Annotated in this window: 14 protein-coding genes, 1 tRNA gene and 1 pseudogene; 11 read left to right on the top strand and 5 right to left on the bottom strand. The window is 60.7% G+C overall.

What is annotated here, in order from left to right:
* Positions 1-94: 94 nt before the first annotated feature.
* Positions 95-169, top strand: a tRNA-Gly gene (locus U5G49_RS21025).
* A gap of 190 nt (positions 170-359) precedes the next feature.
* Here the strand turns inward: U5G49_RS21025 and U5G49_RS21030 are convergent.
* Positions 360-1,109 carry an SDR family NAD(P)-dependent oxidoreductase gene (locus U5G49_RS21030; RefSeq protein WP_112905495.1) on the bottom strand — a complete coding sequence of 250 codons (750 nt, stop codon included), beginning with the start codon at positions 1,107-1,109 and terminating at the stop codon, positions 360-362.
* A 93-nt stretch (positions 1,110-1,202) separates the two neighbouring features.
* Between U5G49_RS21030 and U5G49_RS21035 the strand changes: the two genes are divergently transcribed.
* Positions 1,203-2,099, top strand: coding sequence for a LysR family transcriptional regulator (locus U5G49_RS21035; RefSeq protein ID WP_193444586.1), 897 nt, complete (start codon positions 1,203-1,205; stop codon positions 2,097-2,099).
* On the opposite strand, the pseudogene U5G49_RS21040 reads toward U5G49_RS21035, so the two are convergent.
* Positions 2,098-2,348, bottom strand: a pseudogene (locus tag U5G49_RS21040) (response regulator transcription factor); the annotation flags it as partial. The gene U5G49_RS21035 and the pseudogene U5G49_RS21040 overlap by 2 nt on opposite strands.
* A 508-nt stretch (positions 2,349-2,856) precedes the next feature.
* Here U5G49_RS21040 and U5G49_RS21045 point away from each other — a divergent pair.
* The 4 genes from U5G49_RS21045 (at position 2,857) to U5G49_RS21060 (ending at position 5,585) form a co-directional block, all read left to right on the top strand.
* Entirely contained in the window at positions 2,857-3,810 is a 954-nt protein-coding gene (locus U5G49_RS21045; RefSeq protein ID WP_018244003.1) for an MBL fold metallo-hydrolase, read from the top strand.
* Positions 3,811-3,958: 148 nt separating this feature from the next.
* Complete coding sequence (locus U5G49_RS21050; RefSeq protein ID WP_018448281.1) at positions 3,959-4,711, top strand: SDR family oxidoreductase; 753 nt, start codon at positions 3,959-3,961, stop codon at positions 4,709-4,711.
* A gap of 142 nt (positions 4,712-4,853) precedes the next feature.
* Complete coding sequence (locus tag U5G49_RS21055; protein WP_047620262.1) at positions 4,854-5,279, top strand: cupin domain-containing protein; 426 nt, start codon at positions 4,854-4,856, stop codon at positions 5,277-5,279.
* A 69-nt stretch (positions 5,280-5,348) separates the two neighbouring features.
* Entirely contained in the window at positions 5,349-5,585 is a 237-nt protein-coding gene (locus U5G49_RS21060; protein ID WP_284200469.1) for a hypothetical protein, read from the top strand.
* Between the two features lie 87 nt (positions 5,586-5,672).
* Here the strand turns inward: U5G49_RS21060 and U5G49_RS21065 are convergent, their stop codons facing one another.
* The 3 genes from U5G49_RS21065 to U5G49_RS21075 all read right to left on the bottom strand — a co-directional run bounded on the left by U5G49_RS21065 (position 5,673) and on the right by U5G49_RS21075 (position 9,223).
* Positions 5,673-6,878, bottom strand: coding sequence for an NAD(P)/FAD-dependent oxidoreductase (locus tag U5G49_RS21065; protein WP_193444585.1), 1,206 nt, complete (start codon positions 6,876-6,878; stop codon positions 5,673-5,675).
* A gap of 112 nt (positions 6,879-6,990) precedes the next feature.
* Positions 6,991-7,821 carry an alpha/beta fold hydrolase gene (locus U5G49_RS21070; protein WP_113542418.1) on the bottom strand — a complete coding sequence of 277 codons (831 nt, stop codon included), beginning with the start codon at positions 7,819-7,821 and terminating at the stop codon, positions 6,991-6,993.
* A gap of 451 nt (positions 7,822-8,272) precedes the next feature.
* Entirely contained in the window at positions 8,273-9,223 is a 951-nt protein-coding gene (locus U5G49_RS21075) for a helix-turn-helix domain-containing protein (protein WP_182564481.1), read from the bottom strand.
* A 1,001-nt stretch (positions 9,224-10,224) separates the two neighbouring features.
* Here U5G49_RS21075 and U5G49_RS21080 point away from each other — a divergent pair.
* The 5 genes from U5G49_RS21080 to U5G49_RS21100 all read left to right on the top strand — a co-directional run bounded on the left by U5G49_RS21080 (position 10,225) and on the right by U5G49_RS21100 (position 16,189).
* On the top strand, positions 10,225-11,667 hold the full coding sequence (locus U5G49_RS21080; RefSeq protein WP_193444584.1) for a M81 family metallopeptidase: 1,443 nt from the start codon (positions 10,225-10,227) through the stop codon (positions 11,665-11,667).
* Between the two features lie 208 nt (positions 11,668-11,875).
* Positions 11,876-12,607 carry a FadR/GntR family transcriptional regulator gene (locus U5G49_RS21085; RefSeq protein ID WP_012759394.1) on the top strand — a complete coding sequence of 244 codons (732 nt, stop codon included), beginning with the start codon at positions 11,876-11,878 and terminating at the stop codon, positions 12,605-12,607.
* 88 nt (positions 12,608-12,695) lie between these two features.
* A complete protein-coding gene (locus U5G49_RS21090) occupies positions 12,696-14,204 on the top strand; it encodes an ABC transporter substrate-binding protein (RefSeq protein ID WP_047620257.1) in 1,509 nt (502 codons plus the stop codon).
* 165 nt (positions 14,205-14,369) lie between these two features.
* Positions 14,370-15,317 (top strand): ABC transporter permease, encoded by a 948-nt coding sequence (locus U5G49_RS21095; protein WP_024320455.1) that lies wholly within the window; start codon positions 14,370-14,372, stop codon positions 15,315-15,317.
* Positions 15,314-16,189 (top strand): ABC transporter permease, encoded by an 876-nt coding sequence (locus tag U5G49_RS21100; RefSeq protein ID WP_131702828.1) that lies wholly within the window; start codon positions 15,314-15,316, stop codon positions 16,187-16,189. Before U5G49_RS21095 ends, U5G49_RS21100 begins: the two co-directional genes overlap by 4 nt.
* Positions 16,190-16,194: the final 5 nt, after the last annotated feature.

Consider the following 16,194-nt stretch of genomic DNA (forward strand, 5'->3'; position numbering starts at 1 on the left):
CTGTTGCATTTGAAAACCCGTTAGGCCATATAGCGCCGGTCGCCGCGAGGCGGCGCCCACGGTCCAACAACTACCCCGGACCGATGCGGATTGAGCGGGTGTAGCTCAGGGGTAGAGCACAACCTTGCCAAGGTTGGGGTCGAGGGTTCGAATCCCTTCGCCCGCTCCAGTTTCCAAAGTGCCCATACCGAAGACATAGGTAACAGATTGTTCCTCAGACATGGGTGACAACCTCGTGCCGAACGGGTTGTCGGTGGTTTGCAAAGTCCTCTGCTCCAGGTCGATATATCCCAGATCATAGTCCACCGACAGTTTCGACAGGTTGTAGAGCCCGTTGGGGCTGGCAAAGGGCAGGCCGTTTAAGCCAGTGTCATGCCGCCATCGACATGAAGCTCGATCCCGTTGACAAAGCTTCCTGCGTCGGAGGCGAGGAAGAGTGCGGCGCGCGCCAACTCTTCCGGTCGGCCGAGACGGCCGGCAGGGATCAGGGAAGCCATGTAATCTTCGAATGCCGGCCGCTCGGCCTCCGATACGCCCAGCTTGGCGAGGATTTCCGTCTCGACCGGTCCCGGGCTCAGGATGTTGACGCGGATCCGCCGCGACTTGAATTCGATCGCCCAGTTTTTCGCAAAGGCGGCGGTTGCTGCCTTTGAACCGGCATAGACAGTATGGTCCGGGAGGACCTTCGTGGCCGCGAGCGAGCTCGTAACGATGATGTTTCCGCCGTCGCGGATCAGAGGGGCGATCGCCTGCACGCCGAAGAACACGCCGCGCGTATTGATTGCGAAGTGCCGGTCATAGTCTGCCGGAGTCACCTCGGCGGAGGGGGTGAGGTTGATGATCCCGGCATTGGCCATGTAGATGTCGAGCCCGCCGAAGCGGCTCTTCACGGTGTCCGCCAGCCTGCGATGATCTTCCAGGTCGGCGGCATCACCCACGAAGCCGATGGCCGACGGACCAATTTCCTGCACGGCGCGGTCGACAGCATCCTGCCGGCGCCCGGAAATGATGACCTGCGCTCCTTCTTCCGCGAACAGCCGAGCGGTCGCCTTGCCTATGCCGCTATTGCCGCCGGTGATGACGGCGACCTTGTCTTTGAGGTGTTGCATTGTTTATCTCCTTTCAACGAGAAATGAGATAAACGCTGCCACCCTTCGTCATTAGATCATGGGCGGGCACATGATCTGTGCCGCGAGGTGCAAATGCCGAATCTGCTCAACGAGATGCCCGGATTGATGGCTTTTGTGCGGACGGTAGAGGCCGGATCGTTCAGCGCCGCGGCCCGCGATCTGGCGACGACACCGTCAGCGGTGTCGAAGAGCGTGGCGCGGCTGGAAAAGAAGATTGGCGCCCGGCTGTTCCTGCGCTCCACGCGCGCCCTGATGCTTACCCAGGACGGGCAACTTTTCTTCGACCGCGTTGCGCCGCTGTTGCGGGACCTGGATGCAAGTGAAGAGGCGATCAGGTCCGACGTTGCGCCCTCGGGTCGCTTGCGCATCAGCATGCCTAGCGAAATGGCCCCTCTACTGCTGCCGCGCCTCTTCGGAAGCTTTGCAGCCGACTATCCAAACCTGCATCTCGAAGTCGGACTTACGGATCGGTTCGTCGATCTGATCAGGGAGGACTACGACGTTGTGCTGCGCGTTGGAAATCCCGCGCCGGGGGACCTCATGGTTCGTCACCTGGCCGACCTGCCGATGACGATCGTCGGATCTCCGACCTTTCTGAAGACCTGGGGCAATCCTGCAACTGCCGAAGCGCTGGCGGCTCTGCCCTTTGCCCGCTATGCACTGGGTGGTGTCACGCAGCCTCTGCGCCTGCCGGACGGGACGAGCTTCATTCCCTTCGGGCGCGTCGATTGCGACTCAGGGGCCGCACTGATTCAGGCTGCGCTCAGTGGGCTGGGAGCGGCCTATCTTCTGCGATGTCTGGTCGCGAAAGACCTGGCAAACGGCACGCTTGTTACGCTCGCGGCGGGGTTTGCGTTCCCTAGCGCTCCCTTTAATGCACTGCACGCCTTTGGTCGCACCGTGCCGTTGCGCGTAAAGCTGGTCTGCGATTTCATCGCCCGCGAGGCAAAAGCCCTCGAAGCCATCTGAGCTTGACCGTGACTTCGCTGATGCCGAGGTCGAAAGCGATCTGTTTGTTGAGGCGTCCGCGCGTCACCACCTCGCGTAGGATCTGGCGCTCGCGATGCGTCAGCATCCCTAAACGTTCAAGATTGCGTTTGACGACGATAGCTTCCGTGCACCGGGCCTCCAACGCGATACCGGCCCCACTGCATCGAGCAGCGTCTGGTCTGACACCGGCTTGGTGAGGAAATCCATAGCGCCCACCTTCATCGTTTTGGCACCGTTCCGCCCGCTTGGGAAAGCGCGCCGAGCTTCAATCAACGGCCCCGAGATGTTGATGGCGAGGCCTGTTGGAAAGGCCGCAGCACCAGCTTGCCAGACGAGTGACGTCTCGTTGCTATCTCAGATGGGGCGATGGTGTTCCAACTCGTTATTGGATGCCGACCCTAAGGTCGAAGCAGTCGAGAACCACGTAAACGACGATCCCGAAGGCCAGGATGTCTTTGAGGATCATTGCGGGACGTTTCTCTCGCGGCTGCATCCAACAAACCGGCGAAACCCCGGGCGACTGCCGCATACGCATGTGTCAACAGCAATTGCTCTGCAGCGGCAGCAATCGTGCTGGCGCAGCCGCAGATCGGTTTCGCTAGATCATTAGAGGACACGCCAGCAGTGAGTGTGTCGCCGACCGCTAAAGACTTCACCCGCATTGACCGCGCTTCCCGTCCAGGAAGCGTAAGCCACCCAGGATTAGCACCAGGATAGAACACAGGAGTTTTCAAAGATGAACCAGATGATCAATGACGCTCAGAAGGCAAGCATGAAACTGGACAACAGCTCACATCCCAGCAGACCGGCGCCCGAAGAGCTGGTTCCGTCGCGCTATGCGGTACGGATCGGCGAGATTGACGTGCTGGTGATCAGCGATGGGGTGCTACCGCTCCCAACCGCGATGTTGGGACACAACGCCGAGCCGGCCGCCCGGGCCGCCTGGCTGGGCGACATGTTCCTGCCGCCGGACGCCTTCGACTGGGCACTGAACGTGGTCGTGGTGCGCAGCGGCGGGCAGACCATACTCATCGACGCCGGGTTAGGATTGGACCCGGACTTGAACTTGCCGCGGGCCGGGCAGTTGATGAAGCGACTGGAGGCCGCCGGCATCGATCTAGGATCCGTGACCGACGTGGTGCTGACACACATGCACATGGACCACGTTGGCGGGCTGCTCGTCGACGGGGTGAAGGAACAGTTGAATCCGGACCTGCGGATCCATGTGGCCGCTGCCGAGGTCAAATTTTGGGAGTCGCCCGATTTCTCCCACGTCTCGATGCCGGCGGGCTTCCCCGACGCGCTTCGGGCGGCCGCCAAGCGGTTCGCCAAAGAGTATCGCAGCCATCTCAGGCTGTTCGAGGATGAGCATGAAGTGGCGCCCGGCGTGGTCGTCTCTCGTACCGGCGGGCACACCCCTGGGCACAGCGTGGTCCGCGTGGCCTCAGGCAACGACCGTCTGATGTTTGCCGGCGACGCCGTGTTCGCGGTCGGGTTCGACCACCCCGACTGGTACAACGGCTTCGAGCATGACCCCGAGGAGGCTGCCCGCGTTCGGGTCCGGCTTTTGCGGGAGCTTGCAGCGACCGGCGAACTGCTGGTGGCAACGCATATGCCGTTTCCTTCCGTTGGCCATGTCGCGGTCGACGGCGACGCCTTTCGTTGGGTCCCGGTCTTTTGGGACTACTGACCGCCTGTTGAATTAAGGCCGAACCAAAGCGTGCATCCTTGAAGGCCGTGCCCAGCCCGGCCTTCAAGCCCGCGCTTCAACCAGACCTTCACCTATCCACCTATTGAACCACGCGCACCGCATGGGCGCGCAGCAAATGGAGCGTCTTATGAAAATCGTGATTATCGGCGGAACCGGCCTGATCGGTTCCAAGACCGCAGAGCGCCTGCGCAAGAAAGGGCATGAGGTCATTGCCGCTGCCCCGAAAACCGGCGTTAATACCCTTACCGGGGAGGGCTTGGCGGAAGCACTGAAGAATACCGACGTGGTGATCGACCTCGCGAACTCGCCATCCTTCGAGGATAAGGCCGTGCTTGAATTCTTTCAGACGGCGGGCAAGAACCTGATGGCAGCGGAAATCGCGGCCGGCGTGAAACACCACATAGCGCTTTCCATCGTCGGCACGGATCGGTTGCCGGATAGCGGCTATCTTCGAGCCAAGGTCGCCCAGGAAAAGATCATCCGGGAAGCCGGCATTCCCTACACCATCGTGCGTTCCACACAGTTCATGGAATTTCTCGGCGGCATCGCCCAGGAGGGCACGGTTGGCGACACGGCCCGCTTGTCGACAGGTTCCCTGCAGCCGATCGCGTCCGACGACGTCGCCGATTTCGTGACGGACGCGGCGCTTGCCGCGCCGGCTAACGGCATTATCGAAATCTGCGGCCCCGAGCGCGCGCGTCTCTGCGATTTCGCCGCGCGCTACCTCAAGGCGATCGGCGATTCCCGCACGGTTGTCGCAGATCCGGATGCCCGCTATTTCGGCACCAAACTGGAAGACGGTTCACTCGTCTCCGACAATCATCCTCGCATCGGCCGCATCGGTTTCGATGATTGGTTTGCGACAACGCCCAGAAAATAACGAGTTGCGCATGGGCCGCCTGATAAGCGGCCCATGCGCCCGCAGCATCACATTTTCATGGCGATGCCATAGAAAAGATATATAAAAACAATATGTTATATAGAAACCGCGATCGACTCCAAGTCATGAAAGGACGATAAACATGATCAAGTCATTGGCTTTTGCCGTCGCATTGACGGCTCTCCTGTCAGGTTCGGCTCTTGCGCATGATGCGCCCGGTGGCGGAGAGGGCGCAAAGGTTACGCTGGTCTATGACCACAAACTGCCGAACGTACCCGGCAAGAGCATGAAGGGCGTTCTCGTCGAATATGCTCCGGGTGGTTTCTCGGAGGGCCATACACATCCAGTGTCCGCCTTCATTTACGCGACCGTTCTCGAAGGCGCGATCCGCAGTCAGGTCAACGATGGCCCCGTCACTGTCTACAGCGCCGGTGAAAGCTTCTCAGAATTTCCGGGCGATCGCCACGGTGTCAGCGAAAACGCCAGCAAGACTAAGCCGGCAAAGCTGCTTGCTGTCTTCGTGGTCGATACCACTGAGCAGGAACTGACCTTCCCGATCAAGAAATAGGCGATCTGGCCGGGCACGATGCCGTGCCCGGCAGTTCATTGGCACAAACCATGATCGGTGAACCCAGCTATGTCCAGTGAAGACAACTTCCTGCCGGTCGTCCTGATCAACACTCTGGGAATTGCCGGGATCGTCGTGTGGCACACAGGGCGGAAACCGTCCGACAGGTCGCCTGATCGTCCAGGTCCTTTTCTTTACCGGCGTGAGTCTCGTGCCTTTTATGGCAAGCATCGCGCCGCACCAGCCCGATGGTATCGCACGCCTTCAAAGATTGCTTACGAGCCGAAAGCGCTCGGGAAGAAATGATCGATGAAAGATGAGTTGCGTCAGGAACAAGCCGGAATATGGCAAGCTGCGCTCTTATTCAGAGCGCAGCCTCATCTCGGGATCCGATCACAGTTTGGTCACGTGCTCCGGATCAGCTGAGGCCAGCGCAGCGGCGCGCTCGGGCTTCGGCGGATAGATCCAGACGGTGTTGATCTCCTGCTTGGTCGCCTTCGCTTTCTCGCCGACCATCTCCACCTTGCGATCCCATCCTCGCGTAAAGAGGGCTCCGGCATCGCCGAGGTCGAGGCAGGTGACATAGGCTTCCTGATGATATTGCCGTGCTGGCACGCCCAACAGTTCAGCGGCGGCGTTGTTGCCCGCGAAGGCGCCCATGCGTGTGGCGTGCTGGCACGACATCAGTGCGTAGTTGCCGCAGTCGTCGCAAGCAGCGCGCGCCGCATCCCCGGTGGCGAAGACGCCGGGTACGGACGGCACGCGCAGGCAGCCATCGACCAGCAGCCGGTCGAACTTGTCACGCTCGCCGGGAATTTTGGTGGTCAGCGGATTGGCCCGTATGCCTCCCGCCCAGATTACGGTCATGGTTTCGATATGCTCACCGGTACTCAGCGTAACTCCGGATTTATCCAGCGATGAAACGCAGGCATTGAGCCGCGTTTCCACGCCGAGCTTGTGAAGTGCTTCCTCGATGATCGGGCGCGGACCTTCGCCCATGTCGGGGGCTACCGCGCTGCTGCGGTCGACGATAATGACACGCGGATTGGCGGTTTCGTCGAACAGGGTCCGCAGCCGCGAAGGCATCTCGGTCGCCGCCTCGATACCTGTGAAACCAGCGCCGGCAACAACGATTGTGTCGCGCGCAGCCGAGGCCGGCATCTTCGCAAGCTCGTGCAGGTGGCGATCAAGGGCAATGGCGTCATCGATGTTATCGACGCTGAAGGCGTAGTCGGCGAGGCCGGGAATATTCGGACGGAACAGCCGGCTGCCGGTGGCGAGCACAAGGCGATGATACTGAAGGGGCTTTCGTTCGCCCTTGGCATTGATGACGTCTACGGTGCCGGCCTTCGTGTCGACCGCTTCAACGCTGCCCTGCACGTAGGCGACATCGACGGCATCAAATACATCCTGCAAAGGTGCCGTCAGGCTCTCGGGTTTCGGCTCATAAAGCCGGGGGCGGATGACGAGCGTCGGTTCCGGGGACACCAGCGCGATTTCGAGCTCTTCGGGCGAAACGCCTTCAATATCGCGCAGGCGGGCTGCGGAAAGTGCGGCGTACATGCCGGCGAACCCGGCGCCTACAATCACAAGTCTCATGTTATTCACTCCGTGGTTTGTAGTTTCAAAGGGCCGCGCGTCACTGTTGCCGCTCCCGATGGGCGGCGAGATGGTCGGTAACGATGGCGCGCGGATTGGTGAAGCGAGTCGCTTAGGCGGTGATGAAGGCCAGCATGTCGGCATTGACGACATCTGCATGGGTCGTGCACAGCCCATGCGGCAGTTTCTCGTAGATTTTCAGCGTGCCAGCCTGCAGGAGCTTCGCCGACAATGGAGCGGCAGCACCGATGGGAACGATCTGGTCGTCATCCCCATGCAGCACCAGCGTCGGCACGGTGATGCTCTTCAGGTCCTCGGTGAAATCCGTCTCCGAGAATGCCTTAATGCCTTCGTAATGCGCTTTCGCGCCGCCCATCATGCCCTGACGCCACCAATTTGAGATCACCGCCTGCGACGGCTCGGCACCCGGGCGGTTGTAACCGTAGAAGGGGCCGCTCGGAAAATCGCGATAGAACTGCGAGCGATTGGCAGCGAGCTGGCTGCGCAATCCGTCGAATGCCTCGATCGGCAAACCGCCGGGATTGGCGTCGGTCTTCAACATCAACGGCGGCACGGCCGCAATCAGTATCAGTTTGGTAACGCGACCCTTGCCGTACCGCGCGACATACCGCGCGGCTTCACCGCCGCCGGTAGAGTGGCCGACATGGATCGCGTTGCGAAGATCGAGGTAGTCGATCATTGCGGCAACATCGGAGGCGTAGTGATCCATGTCATGACCGTCGCTCACCTGGCTCGATCGGCCGTGGCCGCGGCGATCATGAGCGATCACGCGAAAGCCTTTGCCGAGGAAGAAGAGCATTTGATTATCCCAATCGTCGGAGCTGAGTGGCCAGCCATGGTGAAAGACGATCGGCTGAGCGGACTTCGGTCCCCAGTCCTTGTAAAAAAGCTGAACACCGTCGCTGGTTGTAATGGAGGTCATTGTGCTGATCCTTTGTAGAAATATTTGTTTCGGCGCCCGTCATCGCCGGACGGACAGTTGCTCAAATCGGGTATGCAAGCCGCTGCGGGTCGCGTCGTTGCGATTGACCCGTAATCGGTGCCCCAGACCATCCTTTGTCTCCGCAGGATCCATCGGAATGGGCGCAATGGTGGTTTAGCGAAACAGGTCTACGGCTGCGCCAGAGGGATTGGCGCCATTGCAGAGCAATTGCGGTTTAGCGGGTGCGCCGCAGCTGATCGCCCGGCGTTTTACCGGTCAGCTTTCGAAATGTGGCGGCCAAGGCTGTTTGCGAGACGCAGTCAAGTGAGGCTGCGACCAACGCCATGCCAGGGGGATTGCGCGGCAGGGTCGTCGCGTGCTCGAGCCGATGGTGTGGAAGCGAAGAACGGGACGGTCCGGAATCTGAGGCGAGCGCGAAAGGAGATTACGGTCAGCCGTGGCGGCGGCGCCAATCAGTCGGTGTTTCACCGGTCAATTTTCGGAATGCAGCTGCAAATGCTGTTTGCGAGGCATAGCCGAGGGAGGCGGCGACCAACGCGATCGAATTTTGAGGATCGCGCAGCATGTTTATGGCTTGCTCGAGCCGATATTGACGCAGCCAGTTGTGAGGTGAAAGCCCCGTGCTTTCCTTGAAAGCGCGACAGAAATGAAAACGCGACAGCCCGGAATCGGCAGCGAGGGCCCCGAGGGAGACGTCCGCGTCGGCGTCCGACCGCAATCGTTCGATGGCCCGGCGCAGCACGCTCGGCGCGAGGCCGCCGAGCGCCGGCTGATAGCTCGGTGCCTTGCCTGTGTGCGCAGCCAGCAGGCGCGTGGCCAGAAGGTCAGTCAACTGCTGCCTGAACAGTGTATCCAGTGCCGTATTGCCTTCCAGGACATCGGCTGCGCTCAGGAGCAATCGGGATGTAATGAGGTCCGGATGCGCCGTTCGCTCCAACAGATCGGTCGGCGTGAACGTATCGGTTTCGTCGGCAATGCGCGTCAGTGTCGTGCGGGGAAGATAGAGCTGAACGACATCAACCGGTTTTGGAATATCCCATCGGGAGCTTGATCCAGCCGGGATGATGATCACAACCCCACGACGAAACGTTCCGCTCTCGACCGATCGTCCGGACCGCCGTTCCATGCGCTGTATCACGCCGTTGTAAGCCATGATGACGTGGTCGGTCATGGGCTCGACGACATCATGCAAGGGGTCGTGATTCCAGTGGGCGATTGCACCGCCGGAGGGATCTGCCGCAAGATGGATTGGCGCAGTCCTCAGAACGCGCGACATCTCGTTTGCAGGATTCTGGTCAGCAACCGGCATTTCGTCCCGGCGCGCCTCGATTGTCTCAGCCGGCGAGCTCTCGAGAGGATCGCTGGAGCAAGGCACGCTCATGGTTGCCCGCTCGTTGACGAGCGATGCTTATGTGCGGTCCCGTCAACAATCGCGGGATCATTAAGCATCCGCCTATGCTGGCCGACGTTGTCAGTCCTACTACCCATGACATGCCCCAATGTCGCGAGCGATTTCGCCGTTCTTTTGGTTATTCGCGGTGTCTGATGCAGGGTAAATATCAAAAGCTTTCGAGGGGGAAAACCTATTCTCCAGGATAGGTTGCCTTCGCCATTGGACCTCGTTCTCAACCGATTACATGTTTGCATGGCGCCACGATTGACGCCCTCGCGCCGTACGGCAAGGGACCATATTCGTTCCGAAACTCATGGCAGGAGCTGATTTGACGCCTTGCGCTACGTTTCCGAGGTCATTTTGGCAGGAATCCGTGAGCTGGTAGCCATTCTCGAAGAATACGACGGATAGCCTCCGAGTGGGCAGGCGCATCGACTTCCTGTTCGCTGAACCTGTCGAGCGCTTCGCTGAATTCATCGGCCAGCCAGACCCCCACCATAATCTATATAGCACTTCGGAATCCCGAAATTGGTTGCGGCGTTGAAATCATTGGATGTTTCCCCGCGACGACACCGCCCAAAACGCGACGAATTTCGGAATCCCGAAGCGGGGGAATTTCGGGATCCCGAAGTGGGATTTTTTCTTCATGGCGACGCTGACGCGTTTGTCGGCAGCAATCGGCCCGCAGCATCCGACGGAAAAAACCGAGTCGGTCGGAGGCTCATCGATTAAGGCACCTTCAACCTCGACGCCGGCTTAGAAGATCAAGTTTGTAATTATTTTGGTTGATTGGTTCGCTTGTAAACTTATTGTCGAGGCAAAAAGGACGCGTCTTCGGATCGGACCCTGAATGTTCAGTTTATCGCAGCACAAACTCCTTCGAGCGACACCGATCCGCACCCAGCGTGTCGATGCCGGCGCTCGGGCCAGGGTGCCAGCATCGCCGTCAACACCTTCCTGATCGCTCCCAACATCAACTGAGGTTTCCCATGCGCATCGCCGTCGGTGGCATTCATACCGAATGCAGCACATACAATCCCGTCCTGAACGAAGAGAAGGATTTTCGCGTGGTGCGTGGCGAGGCGCTGCTGGAAGCACCGTATTTCGCCTTCCTCAAGGATTATGACGCCGACTTCTTGCCGACCATCCATGCACGCGCCATTGCCGGCGGTCCGGTTTCGCGTGCCACCTACGAGGCCTTCAAGGGCGAATTCCTCGAGCGGCTGAAGCCGATGCTGCCGCTTGACGGTCTCTATCTCGCCATGCACGGCGCCATGTATGTCGAGGGCATGGAAGATGCCGAAGGCGACTGGATCAGTGCGGCCCGCGCGCTGGTCGGCGAAGATTGCACCGTTTCGGCCAGCTACGACCTGCACGGCAACGTCACGCAGCGCATCATCGATGCGCTCGACATCTATTCCACCTATCGCACCGCGCCGCATATCGATGTCGAGGAGACGATGCGCCGCTCCGTCTTCATGCTGGTCAAGAGCCTGAAAACCGGCGTGAGGCCGACCCTTCTCTGGGCGCCGATCCCGGTCGTGCTGCCCGGCGAGCGCACCAGCACCGTCGATGAGCCGGCAAAGAGCCTCTATGACATGCTGCCCGGGATCGATGCGATTGATGGCGTCTGGGACGCATCGCTGATGGTCGGCTATGTCTGGGCCGACGAACCGCGCGCCACCGCTGCCGCCATCATGACCGGCACCGACCCCGCCGTGCTGGAGCGCGAGGCCAAACGCCTCGCCAAGGCCTATTGGGATGCGCGCCAAGACTTCGTCTTCGGCTGCGAGACCGGCTCGGTCGAAGAATGCGTCGAAAGGGCGATCGCCAGCCCGACCGCGCCAGTGGTGCTTGCCGAATCCGGCGACAACCCCACAGGCGGCGGCGTCGGGGACCGGGCCGATGTGTTGGCCGAACTGATCGCCAGCGACGCCACCGGCGTCGTCTTTGCCGGCATCGCCGACAAGGCGGCGACCGAGGCCTGTTATGCCGCAGGCATCGGCTCGGAACTGGAGCTCAGCGTCGGCGCCTCGCTCGATACCAAGGGCAGCAAGCCGGTCATCGCCCGCTTCACGGTCAAGTTCCTGCACGAAACTTCGGATCCCGCCGACCGCCAGGCGGTGGTTTCGATCGGTGGTATTGATCTGGTGCTCTCCGCCAAGCGCCGGCCCTATCACAATATCGTTGATTTCACCCGGCTCGGCCTCGACCCGCACCGGGCGAAGGTCATCGTCGTTAAATCGGGCTATCTCTCGCCGGAACTGGCCCCGATTGCCAATCCGAACCTGATGGCGCTGTCGACAGGTGTCGTCGACCAGTTCGTCGAGCGCCTGCCACGGCTGCGCAAGCAGCATCCGACCTATCCCTTCGACAAGGATTTTGCCTTCGAGCCGCAGGTCTTTCTCTCCGCACGCTCGACGCCGGCCTGAGCTCCACCTGAACCAATTGCATTTTTCTGAATAACATTGTCCATCGCGCCGCCCTGTCGCCGCGATGGACTGTTTTCCCGTATCGCGGCAATGGCGGGAATTGAGCAAAAAACGAGCAGATTTTGATTTGCACAAAAAAGCGCTTGACGCTCGGCGCGATTTGGTTTGCACTGAACCAATAGAAAATTGGTACGGACCATTTCAGCGAATGCCGATGGATGAGACGCAGGGCAATTCGAATTATGCACTGGAGAGGCTGAGGGCTCTCCTGCGGTCCGACAGTCTCGACGCCGACGGCAAGCTGCCGACCGAGCGCACCCTTTCGGAAATGCTTGGCGTCGGCCGCCGTGCCGTCCGCCGCGCCCTCGAAGTGCTGGAAGCCGAGGGCCGCATCTGGCGCCGCCAAGGCTCCGGCACCTATGCCGGCCCGCGCCCCGACGGCTGGAGCGATCATGTCGGCTCGATCGTTGCCGGCACCGATCTCATGGAGGTCATGGAAGTGCGCCTGCGCATCGAGCCGCAACTCGCCCAGCTTGCCGCCATGCGCGCCAAGGCCGCCGATATCGAGCGCATGTATGATCTGGTGAAGAAGATCTACGAAAGCACCGATGCCGACGGGCGCGAACTCTGGGACGGGGCGCTGCACCGCCAGATCGCCCAATGCGCCGGCAACGGTTTCTTCCTCACCATCTTCGACGTCATCAACCGGGTGCGGCAGGACGAGGCCTGGCAGACGATCCGTGAGCGCGCCCGCAGCGCCAGCCGGACGCGGCCCGTCACCTTCGGCCAGCACACGGCAATCGTCGATGCGATCGCCGCTCGTGATCCTGCCAGGGCGGGCGAAGCCATGCGCCAGCATCTGCTGACACTGCAGGAAAGCCTCATCCGCATCACGTCGCTCGACCATAGCGAAACGGAGGTCGACAAGACCCTCGCCTGACCGGGTGAGCAGGGAGAAAAAACACGGACGGGCCATACCCGCCGGAATGGAAGCAAAAACCAAACAAAACAGAACAGAGGAGAATGGAATGAAGATCGCCAAATTGCTGACCGCCACCGTTGCCGGCGCGCTGTTTGCGCTTCCTGCCTTCGCCGTCGACCTGAAGATCGGCCTGCAGGACGATGCCGACGTGCTCGATCCCGCGCAGTCGCGCACCTTCGTCGGCCGCATCGTTTATACTGCAATGTGCGACAAGCTCGTCGACGTCTCGCCGGATCTGAAGATCGTGCCGCAGCTTGCCACCGAATGGAGCTGGTCGGCGGACGGCAAAGAGCTGACCATGAAGCTGCGCCAAGGCGTCAAGTTCCATGACGAGACCCCCTTCAACGCCGAAGCCGTCGTCGCCACCATCGAGCGCAACATCACGCTGCCGGAATCACGCCGCAAGAGCGAGCTCAGCTCCGTCGCAAAGGTCGAGGCGACAAGCGAATACGAGGTCAAGTTCACCCTCAAGGCGCCCGACGTCACCCTTCTTGCCCAGCTTTCCGACCGCGCCGGCATGATCGTCTCGCCGAAGGCCGCCAAGGAACTCGGCGCCAAGTTCGGCGATCACCCGGTCTGCGCCGGTCCGTTCAAGTTCGTCGAGCGCGTCCAGCAGGACCGCATCGTGCTCGAAAAGTTCCAGGACTATTGGAACAAGGACAAGATCTTCATCGACAAGCTGACCTATCTGCCGATCCCGGATACGACAGTGCGTCTCGCCAATCTGCGGTCCGGCGATCTCGACATGATCGAGCGCCTGGCTGCGACCGACGCTGAGGCGGTGAAGGCGGATTCGAGCCTCGTCTATGCCGACGCCGTCGGCACCGGCTACATGGCGCTCTATACCAATATCGGCAATGGTGCGCGTGCCGACAATGCTTTCGGCAAGGACAAACGCCTGCGCCAGGCCTTCTCGCTGGCGATCGACCGCGATGCCGTCAACCAGATCGTCTATGAAGGCACGGCCGTTTCCGGCAACCAGCCCTTCCCGCCAAGCAGTCCATGGTTCGACAAGGATATTCCCGTCCCCGCCCGTGATCTCGACAAGGCCAAGGCCCTGATCAAGGAAGCCGGCTTCGACCGCGTGCCGATCGAGCTGCAGATCCCGAACAATCCTGTTGCCATGCAGATGATGCAGATCATCCAGTCGATGGTCGGCGAAGCCGGCTTTGACGTGAGCTTGAAGTCGACGGAATTCGCCACGCTGCTGAGCGAGCAGACGGCCGGCAACTATCAGCTCAGCCGTTCCGACTGGTCCGGCCGCGTCGATCCCGATGGCAACATCCACCAGTTCATCACCTGCAAGGGTGGCATCAACGACACGAAATACTGCAACCCCGAGGTGGACAAGCTGCTGAACGAAGCTCGCGCATCGACCGACGATGCCGTGCGCAAGCAGAAATATGATGCCGCCGCCGTCATCCTGAACGATGATCTGCCGATCATCTATCTCGGCCATCAGTCCTGGATCTGGGCGCTGCACAAGAACATCACCGGCTTCATCCCGTCGCCGGATGGCATGATCCGCCTCGTCGGCGTCAAGAAAGCCGGCTGATCATCAGCAAATCATGCGGCGGAAATCTCCGCCGCATGATTCTAAAGCGCGTCGCAATCTTTCAGATTCGCTTCACGCGCTTTAGCTTTTTGTTTTACGCAAGTCGTTATCGCAAAACCGCTGCACACTTTTGCGCGACATGCTTTGGTCGTGTCAGGATCGCCCATGTACACCTACATCGCCAAACGGCTCTTGGTCGCCATACCGACGCTTTTGATCATTTCGATCTTCGTCTTCTCGCTGCAGAAGCTGCTGCCCGGCGATCCGATCCTCGCCATGGCCGGCGAGGAACGCGACCCGCAGGTTCTCGAATTCCTGCGCGAGAAATACCGGCTGAACGATCCCGTGCCCTATCAATATGTCCGCTGGCTGGGTGCCGCCCTTCAGGGCGATCTTGGTATCTCGCTGCGCACCAATCAGCCGGTTCTGCAACTCGTCGGCGAAAAGCTGCCGGTCACCATCCAGCTTGCCATCATGTCGATGATCTTCGCCTTTGCGATCGGCGTGCCGATGGGCATCCTGGCAGCCGTCAAGAAGAACACGATGATCGACTATCTCGCCAACATCATCGCGCTGACCGGTCTGTCGATCCCGAATTTCTGGCTCGGCATCATGTTGATCCTCCTGGTTTCGGTCAATCTCGGCTGGCTGCCGGCATCGGGCTACGAACCCTTCTTCAGCAACCCACTGCGATCGCTGGAAACCATGCTGATGCCCTCCTTCGTGCTCGGTAACGCGCTGGCTGCGACCCTGATGCGGCATACCCGCTCGGCAATGCTCAGTGTGCTGAGCGCCGACTACATCCGCACCGCCCGCGCCAAGGGACTGCCGGAAAGCACCGTCGTGCTCGAACACAGCTTCCGCAATGCGGTGCTGCCGATCGTGACGCTGACCGCGCTGCTGTTCGGCGAACTGCTCGCCGGCGCCGTGCTGACAGAACAGATCTTCACCATTCCGGGTTTTGGAAAGCTCATCGTCGACGCCGTCTTCAACCGCGACTACGCCGTCGTCCAGGGCGTGGTGATCTGCACGGCGATCGGCTTCATTCTGATGAACCTCTTGGCCGACATCCTCTACGTCCTGCTCAATCCGCGCATGAGGGCCGCCCTATGACCGCGATCGGAGAGACCGGCATTCCCTCCGCGGTCGACCGCACGCCGAGCCGCGCCTGGCGCAAGCTGAAGGCCAACAAGGGCGCCCTCGTCGGCCTTGCGATCATCGCCTTCTTCGCGATCCTCGCGGTTGCCGCCCCCCTTCTTCCGATTCCCGATCCGAACGCCACAAGCTGGTCGGCGATCCGCAAGGCGCCCTCCGCCGCCCATTGGCTCGGCACCGACGACATCGGCCGCGACATTCTTTCCCGGATGATCTGGGGCGCGCAGGCTTCGCTGATGGCAGGCGTCTTCTCGGTGGCGATCGCCGTTGTCATCGGCGTGCCCTTCGGCCTCGTCTCCGGTTATTTCGGCGGCTGGATCGATATGGTCATCTCCCGCATCACCGAAGCCTTTCTCGCCATGCCCTTCCTCATCACCGCGATCGCGCTCGCAGCCTTTCTCGGTCCGAGCCTGACCAATGCGATGATTGCGATCGGCCTTTCGGCCATGCCCGTCTTCGTGCGGCTGACGCGCGGCCAGGTGCTTTCGGTCAAGACCGAGGAATATGTCGAGGGCGCCCGCTCGATCGGTCTCCGGTCCTCGAGCATCATCACCCGCTATATCCTGCCGAATGTCTTTGCGCCGATCCTCGTGCAGGCGACGCTGACGATCGCAACGGCGATCATCGCCGAAGCGAGCCTCTCGTTCCTCGGGCTCGGCCAGCAGCCGCCGGCGCCGAGCTGGGGCTCGATGCTGAACGTCGCCAAGAATTTCCTCTCCCAGGCGCCATGGATGGCGATGTGGCCGGGTGCCGCGATCTTCCTCGTCGTCATCGGTTTCAATCTTTTAGGCGATGGCCTGCGCGATGCGCTCGATCCGCGCGAAGCATGATTTCT

It is taken from the genome of Rhizobium indigoferae (genome assembly GCF_034554815.1).
Classification (GTDB): Bacteria; Pseudomonadota; Alphaproteobacteria; order Rhizobiales; family Rhizobiaceae; genus Rhizobium; species Rhizobium leguminosarum.

Coding starts and splice junctions, on each gene's coding strand:
- U5G49_RS21030 (WP_112905495.1), bottom strand. CDS start 1,109: ATGCAACACCTCAAAGACAAGGTCGCCGTCATCACCGGCGGCAATAGC.
- U5G49_RS21035 (WP_193444586.1), top strand. CDS start 1,203: ATGCCGAATCTGCTCAACGAGATGCCCGGATTGATGGCTTTTGTGCGG.
- U5G49_RS21045 (WP_018244003.1), top strand. CDS start 2,857: ATGAACCAGATGATCAATGACGCTCAGAAGGCAAGCATGAAACTGGAC.
- U5G49_RS21050 (WP_018448281.1), top strand. CDS start 3,959: ATGAAAATCGTGATTATCGGCGGAACCGGCCTGATCGGTTCCAAGACC.
- U5G49_RS21055 (WP_047620262.1), top strand. CDS start 4,854: ATGATCAAGTCATTGGCTTTTGCCGTCGCATTGACGGCTCTCCTGTCA.
- U5G49_RS21060 (WP_284200469.1), top strand. CDS start 5,349: ATGTCCAGTGAAGACAACTTCCTGCCGGTCGTCCTGATCAACACTCTG.
- U5G49_RS21065 (WP_193444585.1), bottom strand. CDS start 6,878: ATGAGACTTGTGATTGTAGGCGCCGGGTTCGCCGGCATGTACGCCGCA.
- U5G49_RS21070 (WP_113542418.1), bottom strand. CDS start 7,821: ATGACCTCCATTACAACCAGCGACGGTGTTCAGCTTTTTTACAAGGAC.
- U5G49_RS21075 (WP_182564481.1), bottom strand. CDS start 9,223: ATGAGCGTGCCTTGCTCCAGCGATCCTCTCGAGAGCTCGCCGGCTGAG.
- U5G49_RS21080 (WP_193444584.1), top strand. CDS start 10,225: ATGCGCATCGCCGTCGGTGGCATTCATACCGAATGCAGCACATACAAT.
- U5G49_RS21085 (WP_012759394.1), top strand. CDS start 11,876: ATGCCGATGGATGAGACGCAGGGCAATTCGAATTATGCACTGGAGAGG.
- U5G49_RS21090 (WP_047620257.1), top strand. CDS start 12,696: ATGAAGATCGCCAAATTGCTGACCGCCACCGTTGCCGGCGCGCTGTTT.
- U5G49_RS21095 (WP_024320455.1), top strand. CDS start 14,370: ATGTACACCTACATCGCCAAACGGCTCTTGGTCGCCATACCGACGCTT.
- U5G49_RS21100 (WP_131702828.1), top strand. CDS start 15,314: ATGACCGCGATCGGAGAGACCGGCATTCCCTCCGCGGTCGACCGCACG.